Origin of the sequence: Butyricimonas faecalis, from assembly GCF_003991565.1 — a bacterium.
Taxonomy (GTDB): Bacteria; Bacteroidota; Bacteroidia; order Bacteroidales; family Marinifilaceae; genus Butyricimonas; species Butyricimonas faecalis.
The window spans coordinates 3,613,977-3,629,028 of sequence record NZ_CP032819.1 but is presented as its reverse complement, the minus strand read 5'-3'; the positions used below and the strand labels follow the sequence as shown (position 1 = coordinate 3,629,028).

The following is a 15,052-nucleotide window of genomic DNA, read 5'->3' as shown; positions in this document are numbered from 1 at the left end:
TAAAGCGATATGAAATATATATTACATATTATTATGATAGGGGCTATCTATTCATCATGTAGCTGCTCAAAAGAAGAAATTCTTACCTATAACAACAACACTTCGGAACGTTTTATTCACTTCGAGAAGTCAGAAGCAGACTCATCGGATATATCGTTCTTCACCTATCCGGGCGAAACCGAGATCTATTTCCCGGTTGTTGTGGAAAGCTCCGGTTTCAGCAACCAAAACGAAGAATACAAAATTGTTGTGATGGACGAATACACAACCGCCGCACCTTCAGATTATGAAATACCCGACAAATTTGTCTTCAAAGCCGGAGCTGTCAATGACACGTGTTATATAAAATTAAAATACTCTTCCAAGTTGGATGCGAATAAAGTGCGTATCGTCATTAGATTGGCAAGTAACGAAAACTTCACGGAAGGAGAAAGCACGTATCGGGTTGCCGTCATCTGGTTTCACAACATCATCTCGCAACCTAATTGGTGGACCAGCACGGTAACTTCCTATTATCTTGGCACTTATTCCGATTTGAAATACAGCCTTTTCAATAGCGTTGTCGGGGTTGACCTAACGGATGCCGACGAGAGTACGATAAGGCATTATGCCCTCGTGTTCAAACAATACCTGGAAGAACAAAAAGCAGCGGGCAATACCATACTTGAAGCCAACGGAACAGAAATGACCGTTGTGGCCGGAGGCAAACTAAAATAATCTATAAAATTGACTTTTATGAAAAACATTATATTTTCAAGTATCCTTTTCATAGTGAGTTACTTCATGATCGGTTGTATTGATGATAAATCAAAAGATTTTCAATTCAATATGCCGAATGTAATTATCGGATCTGACGATAATATTAATTTCCCCGTCAAAAAAGAAAAAACATACACTCCGACAATCGAATGGGCTAATACCGATTCAACAAACTATGATTTTTTGTGGACCTATAACGGACGGGAAAAATTGTCTACCGAAAAAACGTTAACACACACATTCACGGAAGCAGGAACTTTTTACTTAACTTTCCAAATGACAGATCGGACAAGTAAATTAACCTACGGACAAGATTTCAAACTAACTGTCAGTTCTGAATACTTCCTGGGATGGCTTATTCTTGCCGAAGACGAAACTGACGGGCACTCGGCCTTATCGTTTATCCACATGCAGACCTACGAACTCTATCCTGACGTTTACAAAACGCTCTATCCGAACAATCCGTTAGGTTCTAAACCATACCGCATAGAAACACACTACACGAGCAAAGCAGATGAAATTCTCATCATGCAGAAAGGAGGAGATGGTTTGGTTGAACTAAACGGGAGCAACTTTAAGAAAGTAATTCGGACAGAAGAGGAATTTATCGGAGGTGCATATCCTTATGCCGGATTCAACCCGATCCGGGTAGCGTACACCCATAAAGGTCCGGAACTCTTGCTCACGGATCAAGGAGAAATTTATGACCGCATCAACAAAAAAACGACCAGCATGTTCCAAACAGCTTCTTACTCCACCATACCTTTCCTTCATACGAGCGGTAGTACATCGTTTACTTATTTCACTTTTTCGGGATCAACCAATTTCCAATTAATGTTTGATAATGCAAACAAAAGGTGGTTGGCATACCACAATACATCAACCATTCCTTATGCTATCCCGATTTTCACGAAAGGATACACGGACAATAGTTATCCGGGAGTATTCGACTTTTGCAATGGCATGGACGCAAATATCGACCTCGCATACGCGGAAACATGTAATGAATCGTCCAATAAATGCTATCTTGTTCACGTTTTAAAAGATAATACAACAGGCAAACATTACATTCAAGTACCGACCCTCACGTTTTCGACATCAAACTATCGCATAACGGTCACCAAACCCGAACAAAAAGAATTCGCTTCCGGGTATGGTATTGACGACAAAACGCAATATTGTTTGTTACGAGGCTCCAATACGTCCTTCACGGCCGATCCCCACTTGTTCTTTAGTGTCGGTAAAAAGGTTTATTTCTATCGTTGGAGCAATGATAAAATCTATCTCTATAAAGACTTCGGGACAGGAGAAAATGCTCCTACCGGAGACCTCGTATCCATGCACACGAACGGGAATGCCGTTGAAATGGGATTTGGATTCAGTGATGGACATTTCTATATCTGCAACATAAAAAAGGACATCATTGATAAAATTGCCAGAGGAGATATCGACCCGTTAACCGATAATCAAATCGAAATTCAACATTATTCCGGATTAGGAAAAATTGTTCACTCGGTATTCAAATATGGGAAATCAACTAATTACCTGAATGCAAGAATAGAATACTAGCAGAAAAATCTCTCTATTTTCCACTTGTAGAAGCTCGTGGGAAATAGAGAATAGATCAGAGTAAAAGATATAATAAGCCGGAAATAATTCTTGGCGTTAATAACTATTATCAATTTAATTTCATTTCATGAAAACGAAAAAACTGTATGTAGGGCTACTTTTAGCAGCCATGTTGGCTCCTTGTATCGGAACTTCAGGGGTCGAACGTAAAAAGGAGACGAAAAAAGACGAAAAGACGGAGACGAAAAAAGACGAAAAGACGGAGACGACAAAAGGAAAAGTTACCAAGTATGACAAATTACTCAAGAAACCGGGAGTCGTCTCTGCCAAAGGGGAGTTTGTAACGCTACATAAAATAGACAAAAAAGTCTATCTCGAATATCCGCTAAAATACGTAGGACGTCGAATATTAATCGGGGGAACCGTTTCCTCGGTTAGCAATCCGACTTTCATAAATGTGGGATACAAATACTCGAACCCGTTACACCTTCAAGTAGAATTGCAGGATAGTTCCGTTATCTTCAACAAACCCAATACCTCGGCAACGTTGAATAGTAACGATCCCGGTCTACGAGCTGCATTTGAAAAAAATTATACGCCCAAATTCTACAAAAGATTCCCCATCGCGGCCTACACTCCCGACAGTACAGCCGTTGTATTCGATATTACGGCTATGGTATTTGAAATGGGACCCCACAATAATAATCTGACTCCCCCAAAAGAAGGCAGCAAGGAAGAAAAGGAAAAAACATCTCTTGGCAGGATTAAATCTTTTACTGACAATGCTTCCATAGAAATCAGCCAAGAGGTTGAAGTCATGCAACAAATCCTCATATTCCGCTTCAAACTAGGAGAAGTATCCACGACCTCGAACGTTTCTATTCTATTATTGCCAGAAGAACAAATGTCACCCCGCATACAAGACTCCCGCATTGGAGTATTCTGGAGCATGGATGCAAACACACCGACCGCAACCTCAAAACACGAAATATCCTCGATTGAAGACGGGATGCGTCCCTACATCCTTGCCAATCGCTGGCGTCTGGAACCGACGGATATCGCTGCCTGGAAAAAAGGTGTAACAGTTGACGTAAAGAAACCCATTGTTTGGTACGTGGACAACACCTTCCCCGCAGAATGGAAATCCTCTATCCGGAAAGGTGTTCTCGTGTGGAACAAAGCCTTTGAAAAAATAGGTTTAAAGAACGTGATGCAAGTTCGGGATTTCCCAACAGAAGAAGAAGATCCCTCTTTCGACCCAGACAACCTAAAATATTCGTGTATTCGTTATTCTCCAAGCGCTACGATGAACGCAATGGGCCCGTCGTGGGTAGACCCGGTAACCGGAGAAATTCTAAATGCGAGCGTGATCGTATATAACGATATCATCAAGTTAATCAATAACTGGCGTTTCGTGCAAACAGCCCAAGTCGACGAGCGGGTACGCACGAAAAAAATGCCCCAAGACGTGGTAGACGAGTCCATGATATATGTAATCGCGCATGAAATTGGGCACACGTTAGGCTTGATGCACAACATGGGAGCCTCCTCTGCTTTCCCGGTAGATTCTTTACGTTCCATCAGTTTTACGCAGAAATATGGAACCACGCCTTCAATCATGGACTACGCCCGTCATAATTACGTGGCACAACCGGAAGACAAGGGTGTAAAATTAACACCTCCCGATCTGGGCGTTTATGACGAGTATGTCATTCAATGGTTGTACAAACCTGTTCCCGAAGCAAAAGACATGTGGGAAGAAGCAGAGATTGCCGGTCGATTGCTTGACGAAAAAGCAGGTGATCCTTTCTACCGATACGGTCGCCAACAAATCCAGTCACAAGGATTTAGTCAATATGATCCGAGTGCCCTTACGGAAGACTTGGGGGATGATCCCATAAAAGCCGGTAATTACGGGATAAAGAATCTTAAATACATTCTACCCCGGGTAAATGAATGGATTGAAGAAGATGAAAATACCAGTCATCGTCAAAGTTTGTACAACCAAATTGTAAACCAATACTACCGATACCTCACAAACACGCTTTGCCAGATCGGTGGAATTTATTTAACGGAAGTGAAAGACGGGACGCCCGGCAAGCCGGCGATTCCAGTAGATCGAGAACGTCAAAAATCATCTTTGTCCTGGGTGTTGAAAGAATTACGTTCATGCGATTGGATCAATAACCCGCAACTAACGGAGAAATTCCCGTTACACACGAAAATGTCTGCAAAAATTTGTTCTCTCGTCGCCAGCAACCTGTTAACGACCATTCCGACAAACGTGACTTTATCATCACACATTGCCCCAGAAAAAACGGCTTATACCATTCGGGAATATTTCGATGATCTCTATAATGAAGTTTTCTTCTCTACTCTTCAAAACCGCAAGTTAACGGATGAAGAAAAGATTCTTCAACGTGCGATAGTAACGGCTATGGCCAAACCTATGATTGCAGAAAAGAATGCACAAAAAATCACGTCCGACCCGATTATCTCGATTGAAACTTCTTTACCCTCGTTGGAAGAATTACGATTCCTTGGTTTGATTCATCCTGCTTTACAGGATCGTTTCGACGCTCAATTAGAGTATATCGAAGAGAAATTCGGCAAAGGAGCCGTTGCTTCCGCTTTATTGACAGAACAATTCGGAGAGTCAAGACTTCCTTTCCAAAGAACAGTGGACGTAAACAATATCAGCGAGATCAATGTCTACAAACAAACCATGATAAGCAAGATTGACAAACTGCTAAAGAGCAAACTAAACAATGCTCACGTTGAGGATCTGGCTCATTACGAGTATTTATGGAGACAGACTCGCAACGCATTAACTATTAATTAATCACGATAAACCACAAACTTATTCTCGTGACATATTTAAGCCTGATCCGGAGTTTTTCGAGATCAGGCTTATTTAGAAAAGAGACTTCCCTCAGTCCTATTTGATCATAACACGCGGATAAAAGTTCCCAGTTTATTTTGCTAACAACCAGAACAAGAATAACATCTCATCTCGTAATTCTTCCCTTAAATAGTTAATCGCTCTAACAACATGAGTCTTCGCAGTGTTCACACTTATGCCAAATTTTTCCGCAATTTGTTTATACGTCTCTCCATCCACGAAATGGGCTATTAACATGAGACGTTGTTTTTCAGACAATTTCGATAATTTACTCTCCAATCGGGACAAACATTGCTCATAGTATTCCAACTCCTCCGTTACATTCTCGTTCAATTCAATGATATTACGCTCATTATTTTCAATGACTTTCTGATGTTTTATATAATTCAGGGCACAATTCTTTGCAAAATTAAACAGGTACGTCTTTAAGGAATATAATGAATACAATTTGTTTCTATTCTTCCAAAGCGTCAAAAAAACATCATGAACAATATCTTTTGCCACTTCTTCATCCCGCACATAACTACATACGAATCCCATCAAGTTCTCAAAATGAAGATCAAACAATTCTTCAAAATCTTTCTCAGACAATACCACTTTGCTAGGATTCATAAATCATTTTTCAAATTCTTCCATTCACAAACACCTTTACAAAGATAAGGTATTTTTCGAAAATTTGATCTACATCAAACGATGTACTTAAAAAGAACGAAGTTGTCTCCCCATACAGGAGACACTCCTTTATTCCCCATATTCAAACTCCTACAAATACCCTTTTGCCTTCAACGCCTCCTCTACCTTCGCTGCAATTTTCATTCCCCATTGTTGTCCGACAGCCATACTTTCAGAGGCGATTGCCGGTTGTGCGGCAGCCATTTTCTTCCCGACAGGAGATTCGTAAAATTTAGTAATTTCCTGCAAATCGGATAAAGTAAGGCGTTTATGATAGATTGGAGCTAACATTTCAGCCAAGTCATCCACCAATGTCTTCGTCATCTCTTTTTCAGCCTCACTCCAAAATTCAGCGGGAACATTCGGGAGTTGTTGTTGCATCATGGCAAACATTTGCGGGATAAGAAGTCTGAATGTTGCATCACTCCCGGAAACCACGATCATTTTTTTCAATGCGACAACATATTCTTTAGAAGGTTGAGTTTGTGCTGTCTGAGCAACACTTACACCTCCTATACCCAAAACAAGAACAAGGATAAATAAAATCTTTTTCATAACATCATATTTTAAATTGTGTTACAAAGATGACAAAACTCGCTCACATACGGATGGATTTCAGAGGAATAATGCAAAGTGCTTGGACGAGAAAGGGATAAGTCGTTTTGTTCCACATTCTTCCATTTGAGGTTTTTGACCTGTTTTTGGGGAGTTAGGCAAACAAATCGCTACTTATCCGTTGCCTTTTCGGGATTGAAAATAGGTATGAAATTTACTTCCAAAACTGTTTTTCTACCCCTGTTCACCACCGCAAGAACGCTGTTCTGTCTGTTTTTTGCTAATGCAAAGTTAGTCAAAATTTTCCGTATCAGGAAAAAATACAGTCTCAGATTGGAAGTCAAGGGGGCTTTTTCTATATTCCGCTATATTTTTCATGCCATTCATTTGCTCACTATATAATAATTTTGCAAACAAAGGAATAGGTTATGAATCAGGCAAATGTAAAGGTGTCGTTCTACCTGAAAAAGAGCGAGGCGGATGCCAATGGCGAATGTCCAGTAATGGCTAAGTTGAACATCGGAAAATACTCTGAAGCGGCATTCAGCGTGAAGATGAAAGTGCCGCAATCCCGATGGACTTCGGGGCGTGCGTCTGGCAAGAGTGTGACGGCAAAGGAAATCAACAACCGGCTGGATGAGATCCGTGCGGTGGCGTTGAGTATCTATAACGAGCAGTCTGCCGTCCGTGACGGTGTGACCGCTGAGGAAGTGAAAAGCATTTTGCTTGGAATGGCAAGCGGGCAGGAAACACTGTTGAGCTATTTCAGGCAATTCATCAACAACTTTGAAAAGCGAGTTGGAGTCAACCGCACAGCCAAAAGTTTGCAGGCATACCGCAATGCCTATAGGCACATTGAGAAGTTTCTGCAAGAAAAATACAGGCTAACGGATATTCCTTTCTCGGCATTGGACCGCTCCTTCATCGACAAATACGACCTGTACCTTCGTACCGAACGCAATCTCGCTCCCGGAACCGTCATCAACCTGACCGTCCAACTGAAAACCATCGTGGGTGAGGCTATCGCTGACGGTATCATTACCGTTTATCCGTTCATGGGTTACGAGCCGGTTCGTCCGAAAGCGGTGCAGAAGTATCTTACCGATGAAGAGCTGCAACGGCTTATGACCACTCCGCTCCATAGGCAGACACTTTACCTTGTCCGTGACATGTTCCTGTTTTCCTGCTTCACCGGCATTTCATACAGGGATATGCGCTCGCTGACAAAAGAAAACCTGTCGCTTGCGGAAGACGGCACATGGTGGATTAAAAGTGCCCGCCAGAAGACCAAGATAGAATTTGAAATCCCCTTGTTGGACTTGCCGTTACAGATTCTGAAAAAGTACAGTGATGCCGTTTCTGATAACAGGCTGCTACCGATGTATTGTAATTCCAACATGAATCTCTACCTGAAAGAGATTGCCCGGATTTGCAACATCAACCGTCCGCTGGTATTTCACGTGGCCAGGCACACCTACGCCACGGAAATCACCCTTTCGCATGGGGTTCCTCTTGAAACCGTCAGCAAAATGCTCGGACATAGCCGGATTGAAACCACACGTATTTACGCGAAAGTGACCGATGACAAGATTGATTCCGACACAAGGACTTTGAACCGGAAAATATCGGAACGTTTTTCCGTCGTGATTTGATTACCTCTTAAAAAAACAAGAACATGGAAAAGAATATAGAAAACCAGAATATCAAGCGGCGTAGTACATTTGCCGTATTGTTCTATATAAACCGCACGAAAGTCCGCAAGGACGGAATGTGCCAGTTATTGTGCAAGGTAAGCATCGATGCCGAATGGGCACAGATAGGAACCAAAGTATCCGTCAATCCCTCTATTTGGAATCCCGACAAAGGACGCGCCGACGGACGGAGTGAAAATGCAGTTACGGTGAACCGCGCCATAGATGACCTGACAGACGAGATAACCGGACATTACGACAGGATAAAGAACAGTCTGGGGTTCATTACAGCGGAACTTGTCAAGAATGCAGTCAAAGGCATCGGGCAGAAACCACTTACCCTGCTTGCCTTGTTCAGGGAGCATAACGAGGAGTTCAAGAAGCGTATCGGGATAGACCGCATACAGGAAACATACGACTCCTACAAGCGTTCCTACAAGCACCTTTCCGCTTTTGTTCAGGAGAAGAAAGGCGTGGAGGACGTGACATTGAGAAGCCTTGACCGTGCGTTTTATGACGACTTCGAGTTGTTCCTGCGCACGAACCGCAACCAAAAACCCAAGACCGTACATGAACACCTGTACCGCCTGAAGAAGCTGACAATGCGGGCGGTCAGCCAGGGGACATTGCGCCGTGACCCTTACTGCCGCCTGCATCCCGAACTGCCAAAAAGAAAAAGCCGGCACATGAAATTGGAGGACTTGAAGACACTGATGACCACCCCGGTGGAGAAGCCTCAACTGCAATTCGTAAGGGATATGTTCATTTTCTCGACATTTACCGGATTGGCGTATGCGGACTTGAAAAAACTGTCGGTCAATGATGTCACGCAGGCTGAGGACGGCACATGGTGGATTCACATCCACAGGCAAAAGACGGATACGCTTTCGTCTGTCCGCCTGTTGGATATTCCCCTTCAAATCATCGAGAAATATCGTAGCCAAAGAACCGGGGACAAGGTATTCAATGTTTACAATCGTGGATATTTTATAACATTGACACGAGAGCTGGGACAGGTATATGGCTTTGATTTGACCTACCATCAGGCCAGGCATAATTTCGGGACCCACATCACCCTCTCGCTCGGTGTGCCGATAGAGACGGTCAGCCGCATGATGGGACACAACTCCATTTCCACCACCCAGCTGTATGCCCAAGTAACGGACACCAAAGTGGACGAGGATATGAAACGGCTAAAGTCCACAGGTTTCGGAAAACAGATACAGCTTTGCGAAGAAGATTTCATCGTCAAGAAAAAACGGGGAAGAAAGTCTGAAATGGCATAAAATAAAAACGGAGAAATGCCCTTTGTAAAAAGGAAATCATTTCTCCGTCTCTTTTAGTGAACGATGCTATACCCATCGTTGTTCTTCCCGGCAACGCTTGTAGGAATCCTCCAGTATCTTCAGAATATCCGATTCCTTATACAGAGTCTTGCCCTGCACCATGTAATAAGGAACCACCCCGAATGTCCGGTACTCCTGCAATGTGCGCCTGCTTACCCGCAGGACTTTGGAGAGTTCCTCGTCAGTGAGGAAGCGCTCACCGTTAAAGAGGGATTTCGGCATCTTCTCAATCACGGAGAGCATCTTCTCCATTTTTTCCAGCCCTTGAAACATCACGTCGATCCGAGGGTCTTTGTCGTCCAAGAAATGATAGCTCATAATCTGCTTTTTATTAAAGGGTGATAATTCAAATCCAACAATCTCTGTACGTCTTCAGGCTTGTAGAACAGCTTGTTCTTGATACGGCTGAAAGGCAATATCCCTTTGTTGCGATATACCTGTAGTGTCTTCTTGTTGATGCGAAGCACATCGCACACCTCCTGATTATCCAGCCAGTTTTTCAAGCCGAGGTCCTCGGCCGGACGGCATACCCGCGTCATCCGTTCCTCAAAATCACAGAACCGGACACGCAATTCTTCAAAAGTCTGTTTGTCAACACATATTATTTCCATAATCCTTGCTTCATTTTAATTAAACATTTGGCTGATGTCTGAACCTCGCCGGCAATGACTTGCCCTTTTGGTTGAGGAACGCCTCCACTTCGGATGCCTTGTAGTAGGTTCTCCCGTCAATCATGTAATAGGTCACGAGCTTCTTCTGGCGGTAACGCGCCAGCGTGCGTTTGGTGATGCCGAGCAGCCGGCACAGGTCGTAGTTGTCCAAGAGCGTGTCGCCGTCCAGGCATTCCTTCAGCTTGTTCATACGCTCCAATGCCCGCTCTATCCTGTCGAACCGTTCCATGATTTGGGCGAACATCTCGCTGTTTATCTGTAACATGAGTAATCTGTTTTAAGTGTAACTTATCGTTTGCTTACACCTTGTTGCGCAACAGGTTATATCATATTATAAGGCCAACAGCGTACCAATGACACCGATAGACACCAAGAGGAACTGATATAACATTGTATATCAGTGAAATAAAAATCTGAGGCTGTAAAAATGAATAAATGGCGAATCTTGCAAATTGCAAGATTTCCTTGCAGGATGCAATGGACTATCGCGAGGATTTGCGATAAATGAGACGGACAATCCCGTTTTTGAAAGCAACTGTCCTGTAAAGTTTCCAACGATTGACCGGAAGTCGATGCAGGCAGTCCGTACCGTTGCCTGTTGTCAGAGGAAGAATGTAGATGATGATTTCGTCAATGAGGTGGTAGATGGAAAGCCCGTGTAGCAAGTCAAGGCTCTTTGGGTCGGATATTTCTGAGGTAAAGGTAAAGGAGTCCGGTTTCTCGTCCTTTTCACAAATCAAGTCCAGCATGGGATAGCCGGGAAACAGCGTGAAGGTACTCCTCTCGTGCCAGAACGGGAAACCTTGGCTGTCCGTCTTCACCCATTGCAACAACTCTTCATTCGGGTCGGGAAGATAACCGTCCAATGTCACTGCCGTTATGATTTGTATTCTTGCCATACCTGTCCGTCTAAAAAAAGAAGCGTGGTAGCCACGCACTCAGACAGAGGCTCTGGTAAAGCCTAAAGGAGAACACGCAACACCACGCTATGACAGAGCATAGCATAAGCATTACGCAATCATTCTCCTTTAACGTCAATTTACCAGATTTCTGTCCGAGAAGCTTGCGCTCTTATGTTATATAATCAGCAGAGGGGTTTTCCCTCCACCGGTTTTCTTCTATGTTTCAGACCGGCAAGGCTATACCCTGCCAAATCTTTTGCAAATTTACAAAATTTCAGTCGGATTGAAAAATCATTTCAATATATTCTGTGTCAACACTGTTGCCGGAAATAGATAGAATATCGGGGATTATCTTATCCCGTATTTCTTCATCTTCCGGTACAGTGTTGAAGAGTTTACATTCAACAATCGTGCGGTCTGTTCACGATGCCCGTTGCACGCTTGAAGGGCATTTGCAATGGCTTCCCTCTCGCTGTTTTCGTCTTTCAAAGGCAATATGTCCGGAGTTTTCTCCGTAATCCGAATATCAGTCTGACTGTCTGCGTTCAAGTCCGGCAACTCCAATACAGGGGTTTCCGTAAGCAACACCGCCCGTTTGATCCGGTTCTGCAATTCCCTGACATTGCCCGGCCAACGATAAGAACGAAGTCGGTATATGGCATCTTTTGAAAAGCCTTTTGTCTCTTTCTTAAGTTCTTTGGAAAACCGTTCACGGAAAAATTCCGCCAAAGGCAAAATGTCATCAGCACACTCGGCCAAAGATGGCATCCTGATTTCCATCTCTGCCAGACGGTGGTACAGGTCTTCCCGGAATCGTCCTTCCTTGATGGCCCGTTCCAGATTTTCATTCGTTGCCGCCACAATCCGCACGTCTGCCATCCGCTCCCTGTCGCTGCCGATAGGGGTATAGGTATTCTCCTGCAACACTCTAAGGAGCATGGACTGTATGTCAATAGGCATCGTGCCGATTTCATCCAGGAAGAGCGTACCGCCTTTTGCCATGTCGAAATATCCGTTCTTTGCCGTATCCGCACCGGTGAAGGCGCCTTTCTCGTGTCCGAACAGGAGGGATGCCGCAAGTTCGCGTGGCAACGCTCCGCAATTGACCGCTACAAACTTGCCGTCACGTCCGCTGTTCGCGTGAATGCCCTGTGCCACGGACTCCTTGCCGGTACCGTTGGCACCGAGTATCAGCACCGACATATCCGACGGGGCTACTATCCTCGCGTATCTCTCCACCTCAAGTATTTTAGGGCAGGTACGTCTGAACAGGTCTTTCGGTTTCGTGCGGACAGTCGCGAGCGGACGGAATATCTCTTCCGCCAGTTCAAGCAGGTGTTCCCGGTGTACCGGCTTGGGCAGATAGTCTTTTGCCCCCAACTTGATGGCGCGTACCGCATCCGGTATAGACCCGTATTCCGTTGTCACTATGAATGGAATGTCTTTCTTCTCTTTTGTGAGCCACTCTAAAAGCGATATTCCGTCACCTTCAGGCAAGCGCACATCGGACAATATGAAGTCGAACCGATGCTTGCGTATCAATGCACGTGCGGCCGGTTCACGCATGGCGGTCATTACATCGTACCCCGCCTGTTCAAGCCAGTCTTTCTGGCGTTGTGACAAACTTATATTGTCTTCAACTATCAGTACCTTCTGTTTCATCGCTCATTTTCTTTATTTCCTTTTCAGCTTCTGTTATAAGTCCGGAGATGTGTCCTATCAGCAGCTTCACCTGTTCATTGACGGTATTCATATCGCATGCAGAATCGTTTAACGTGGTGCGGAGTTTTACCAGTGGAGCATCGGCCCGTAACAACTCCAACGAGGGCTTTATCTCGTGGGCTATGTCATGGAGCTTTTCAATGTCCCCTGTCTTTATTGCCGATTGCAAGTCTGCCATATTTTGTTCGGACTGGATAATGAAAGTTCTTAGCAGTTCTCTTTTATCAAGCACATCTGCCGTGAACGTGGCAAAATCCGGTGTATGTGACTCTTCCACATCGCGTGACACCACAGAAGAGACCATATCCAACAGTTCTCTCATGGAAAACGGCTTGTGGATGGAGTCCGTGAATCCGCCCTTTATGAATGCCTCTTTTTCTCCTTCTCCTCGTGCAGTCATGGCTACTATCGGAATTGTGTGTGAATTTCCGATGCTGGATTTGCGAAGCAATGCCAGAATTTCAAAACCGTTGGTTTCCGGCATCTGTATGTCGCTTAGCAGCAAGTCGTAATCCTGCCTGCGCATCTCATTGACCAGTTCTTTGGCATTGGAACAGGTGGTACACGATACTCCGTTGCGTTCAAGCATTTCCTTGGCTATTTCCAGTTGTAATGTGTCATTGTCTATAACAAGTACGCGCTGTGGCAATGGCAGACGGTCTTGCGGAACTGCCGACGCTTCACTATTGATTTTCTCATTGGAAACCGCTAACGGCAGGGATACACGAAATGTGCTGCCATGCCCGATTTTACTTTCCACATCAATGCTGCCTCCTAAAAGTTTGACCAATCCTTTTGTGATGGGCAAGCCCAACCCGAAACCTTCGGCATTCGCCTCAGACGACAGGCGTTCAAACGGACGGAAGATACGCGAAACGGTGTCTTGATCCATACCGATTCCCGTATCCTTTATTTCTATATAAAGCATTCCATTTTCATATCGGACATTGAACTGTATCATACCGGCGTTTGTAAACTTCACAGCATTCGTCAGTAGATTGTCTATAATTTGAGAGATACGATCCATGTCACCGCACAGTACGACATCCGTATTTTGGGAATCATGGTGGAATATGATTCCCTTATTATTGGCAATATGTGAAAATCCGGTCACAATACGTTCCAACAGATCATTAAGGTTGAACGGTACATTGTTGCAGGTTTCCTTGGACTCGTTCAGGCGGTACACGTCCAGCAGATTGTTCAGCAGGTGCAGGATATGTTTGCACTCCGTTTCGATATTTTCCAAATGGTGATTCCTGCGTTTCCTGTCCCGGGTATCTTTTGCCAGTTCGACATATCCGTAAATGATGTTCAGGGGGCCGCGTATGTCATGCGAGATAGTAAGTATGACGTTTTTACGCGTTTCCAGCAGTTCATTATTCCGGTCAATGACACCCTCCATCTTTTTCCTGAGCAGCGAATCCCGTTTCAGATGTTTCTGGATAATCAGGTACGAGAACACCAGCAGGAGGATGGCGGCGATGATCAGCCCGGTGATGATGGAGGTGGAGCGTTGGTGCGCTTGGGCTATCTGCTCTTCCCTGTCCCGGAAGGCGGCTTGTGCATGGTCTCTGATGTTACCGAGCAGGGCGAACAGTTTGCGGTTCAGTTCCCTGTTGCGGATGCGCAGGCTGTCGGTGTAATTCTCCATGTTGCGTATCCGCTCCGCTTGCAGGGCGATAAGCTGTTCGTTCAGCGAGCGGAGCTTGTCGGACGAGGCGGGCACTTGCACCGTTTCCTTGCCGCCGAACCATCCGGCTATGCCTTTCTTCTTCTGCACGACGGTACGGGTCTGTGTCGCTTGCCTTGCAGCTTCTGGCAGATGGTTCACCAGCAGGCTGTCGGCTTTGTCCTGCCGGTGGAACACCTGCATGATTTGGTGCAGGTGTGTCTCCTTGTCCGCCAACAACTGTTGCAGGGTATCTATCTGCGACAGACCGAATATGTAGCTATGGTTCGTTTGCAGCATTTGCAGCAGGCTGTCCACCCTCAGCCGTCTCGTTTGGTAGGCATGGTAGTCCTCATCCTCCCAAGCGATGACGCTCTCGCCCAATGAGGCGAGTACCGTGATGTTGCGGTGTATCTCGGATATGTCACGGCGTGCCTGTCTGATTTCGTAGGTGTCGGCCTCGATTTTCCGAAGGCGTGCGTGTTCATGGAAAAGAATAGCGGCCATGCTGATGATGACCGCCATTAACATCATATAGCCGAAGAGGATTTTAGCTTGCAGGGGTATGTTTCTGTTCATATATAACAAGGT

13 protein-coding genes are annotated in these 15,052 nt (G+C 44.8%); 5 read left to right on the top strand and 8 right to left on the bottom strand.

What is annotated here, in order from left to right:
• Window positions 1-9 precede the first annotated feature (9 nt).
• The 3 genes from D8S85_RS15515 (at window position 10) to D8S85_RS15505 (ending at window position 5,170) form a co-directional block, all read left to right on the top strand.
• Window positions 10-717 (top strand): DUF4843 domain-containing protein, encoded by a 708-nt coding sequence (locus tag D8S85_RS15515; RefSeq protein ID WP_106481394.1) that lies wholly within the window; start codon window positions 10-12, stop codon window positions 715-717.
• Between the two features lie 18 nt (window positions 718-735).
• Window positions 736-2,328, top strand: a complete 1,593-nt coding sequence (locus tag D8S85_RS15510; protein ID WP_106481393.1) for a PKD-like family lipoprotein — start codon at window positions 736-738, stop codon at window positions 2,326-2,328.
• 127 nt (window positions 2,329-2,455) lie between these two features.
• The gene (locus tag D8S85_RS15505) at window positions 2,456-5,170 is read left to right on the top strand and encodes a zinc-dependent metalloprotease (protein ID WP_106481392.1); all 2,715 of its coding nucleotides are present in this window, start codon (window positions 2,456-2,458) and stop codon (window positions 5,168-5,170) included.
• Window positions 5,171-5,302: 132 nt separating this feature from the next.
• Here D8S85_RS15505 and D8S85_RS15500 read toward each other — a convergent pair whose 3' ends face one another.
• Window positions 5,303-5,842, bottom strand: a complete 540-nt coding sequence (locus tag D8S85_RS15500; RefSeq protein ID WP_106481391.1) for an RNA polymerase sigma factor — start codon at window positions 5,840-5,842, stop codon at window positions 5,303-5,305.
• 150 nt (window positions 5,843-5,992) lie between these two features.
• Complete coding sequence (locus tag D8S85_RS15495) at window positions 5,993-6,457, bottom strand: DUF2059 domain-containing protein (RefSeq protein ID WP_106481390.1); 465 nt, start codon at window positions 6,455-6,457, stop codon at window positions 5,993-5,995.
• A gap of 428 nt (window positions 6,458-6,885) precedes the next feature.
• Here D8S85_RS15495 and D8S85_RS15490 point away from each other — a divergent pair, with 428 nt between their 5' ends.
• Together D8S85_RS15490 and D8S85_RS15485 are read left to right on the top strand one after the other, a co-directional pair.
• On the top strand, window positions 6,886-8,109 hold the full coding sequence (locus D8S85_RS15490; protein WP_005832231.1) for a site-specific integrase: 1,224 nt from the start codon (window positions 6,886-6,888) through the stop codon (window positions 8,107-8,109).
• 23 nt (window positions 8,110-8,132) lie between these two features.
• Window positions 8,133-9,434 (top strand): site-specific integrase, encoded by a 1,302-nt coding sequence (locus D8S85_RS15485; RefSeq protein WP_021971806.1) that lies wholly within the window; start codon window positions 8,133-8,135, stop codon window positions 9,432-9,434.
• A 66-nt stretch (window positions 9,435-9,500) separates the two neighbouring features.
• On the opposite strand, the gene D8S85_RS15480 is transcribed toward D8S85_RS15485, so the two are convergent.
• From D8S85_RS15480 to D8S85_RS15455, 6 genes are all read right to left on the bottom strand, one after another.
• Entirely contained in the window at window positions 9,501-9,812 is a 312-nt protein-coding gene (locus D8S85_RS15480; protein WP_004319015.1) for a helix-turn-helix domain-containing protein, read from the bottom strand.
• Entirely contained in the window at window positions 9,809-10,105 is a 297-nt protein-coding gene (locus D8S85_RS15475; RefSeq protein WP_004319014.1) for a helix-turn-helix domain-containing protein, read from the bottom strand. The genes D8S85_RS15480 and D8S85_RS15475 overlap by 4 nt, the downstream gene beginning before the upstream one ends.
• Window positions 10,106-10,124: 19 nt before the next feature.
• A complete protein-coding gene (locus D8S85_RS15470; protein ID WP_004319013.1) occupies window positions 10,125-10,430 on the bottom strand; it encodes a helix-turn-helix domain-containing protein in 306 nt (101 codons plus the stop codon).
• Window positions 10,431-10,647: 217 nt separating this feature from the next.
• On the bottom strand, window positions 10,648-11,064 hold the full coding sequence (locus D8S85_RS15465; RefSeq protein WP_034522606.1) for a hypothetical protein: 417 nt from the start codon (window positions 11,062-11,064) through the stop codon (window positions 10,648-10,650).
• Window positions 11,065-11,415: 351 nt separating this feature from the next.
• Window positions 11,416-12,729, bottom strand: coding sequence for a sigma-54-dependent transcriptional regulator (locus D8S85_RS15460; protein WP_021971807.1), 1,314 nt, complete (start codon window positions 12,727-12,729; stop codon window positions 11,416-11,418).
• Window positions 12,704-15,040 (bottom strand): hybrid sensor histidine kinase/response regulator, encoded by a 2,337-nt coding sequence (locus tag D8S85_RS15455; RefSeq protein ID WP_394345024.1) that lies wholly within the window; start codon window positions 15,038-15,040, stop codon window positions 12,704-12,706. The genes D8S85_RS15460 and D8S85_RS15455 overlap by 26 nt, the downstream gene beginning before the upstream one ends.
• Window positions 15,041-15,052: the final 12 nt, after the last annotated feature.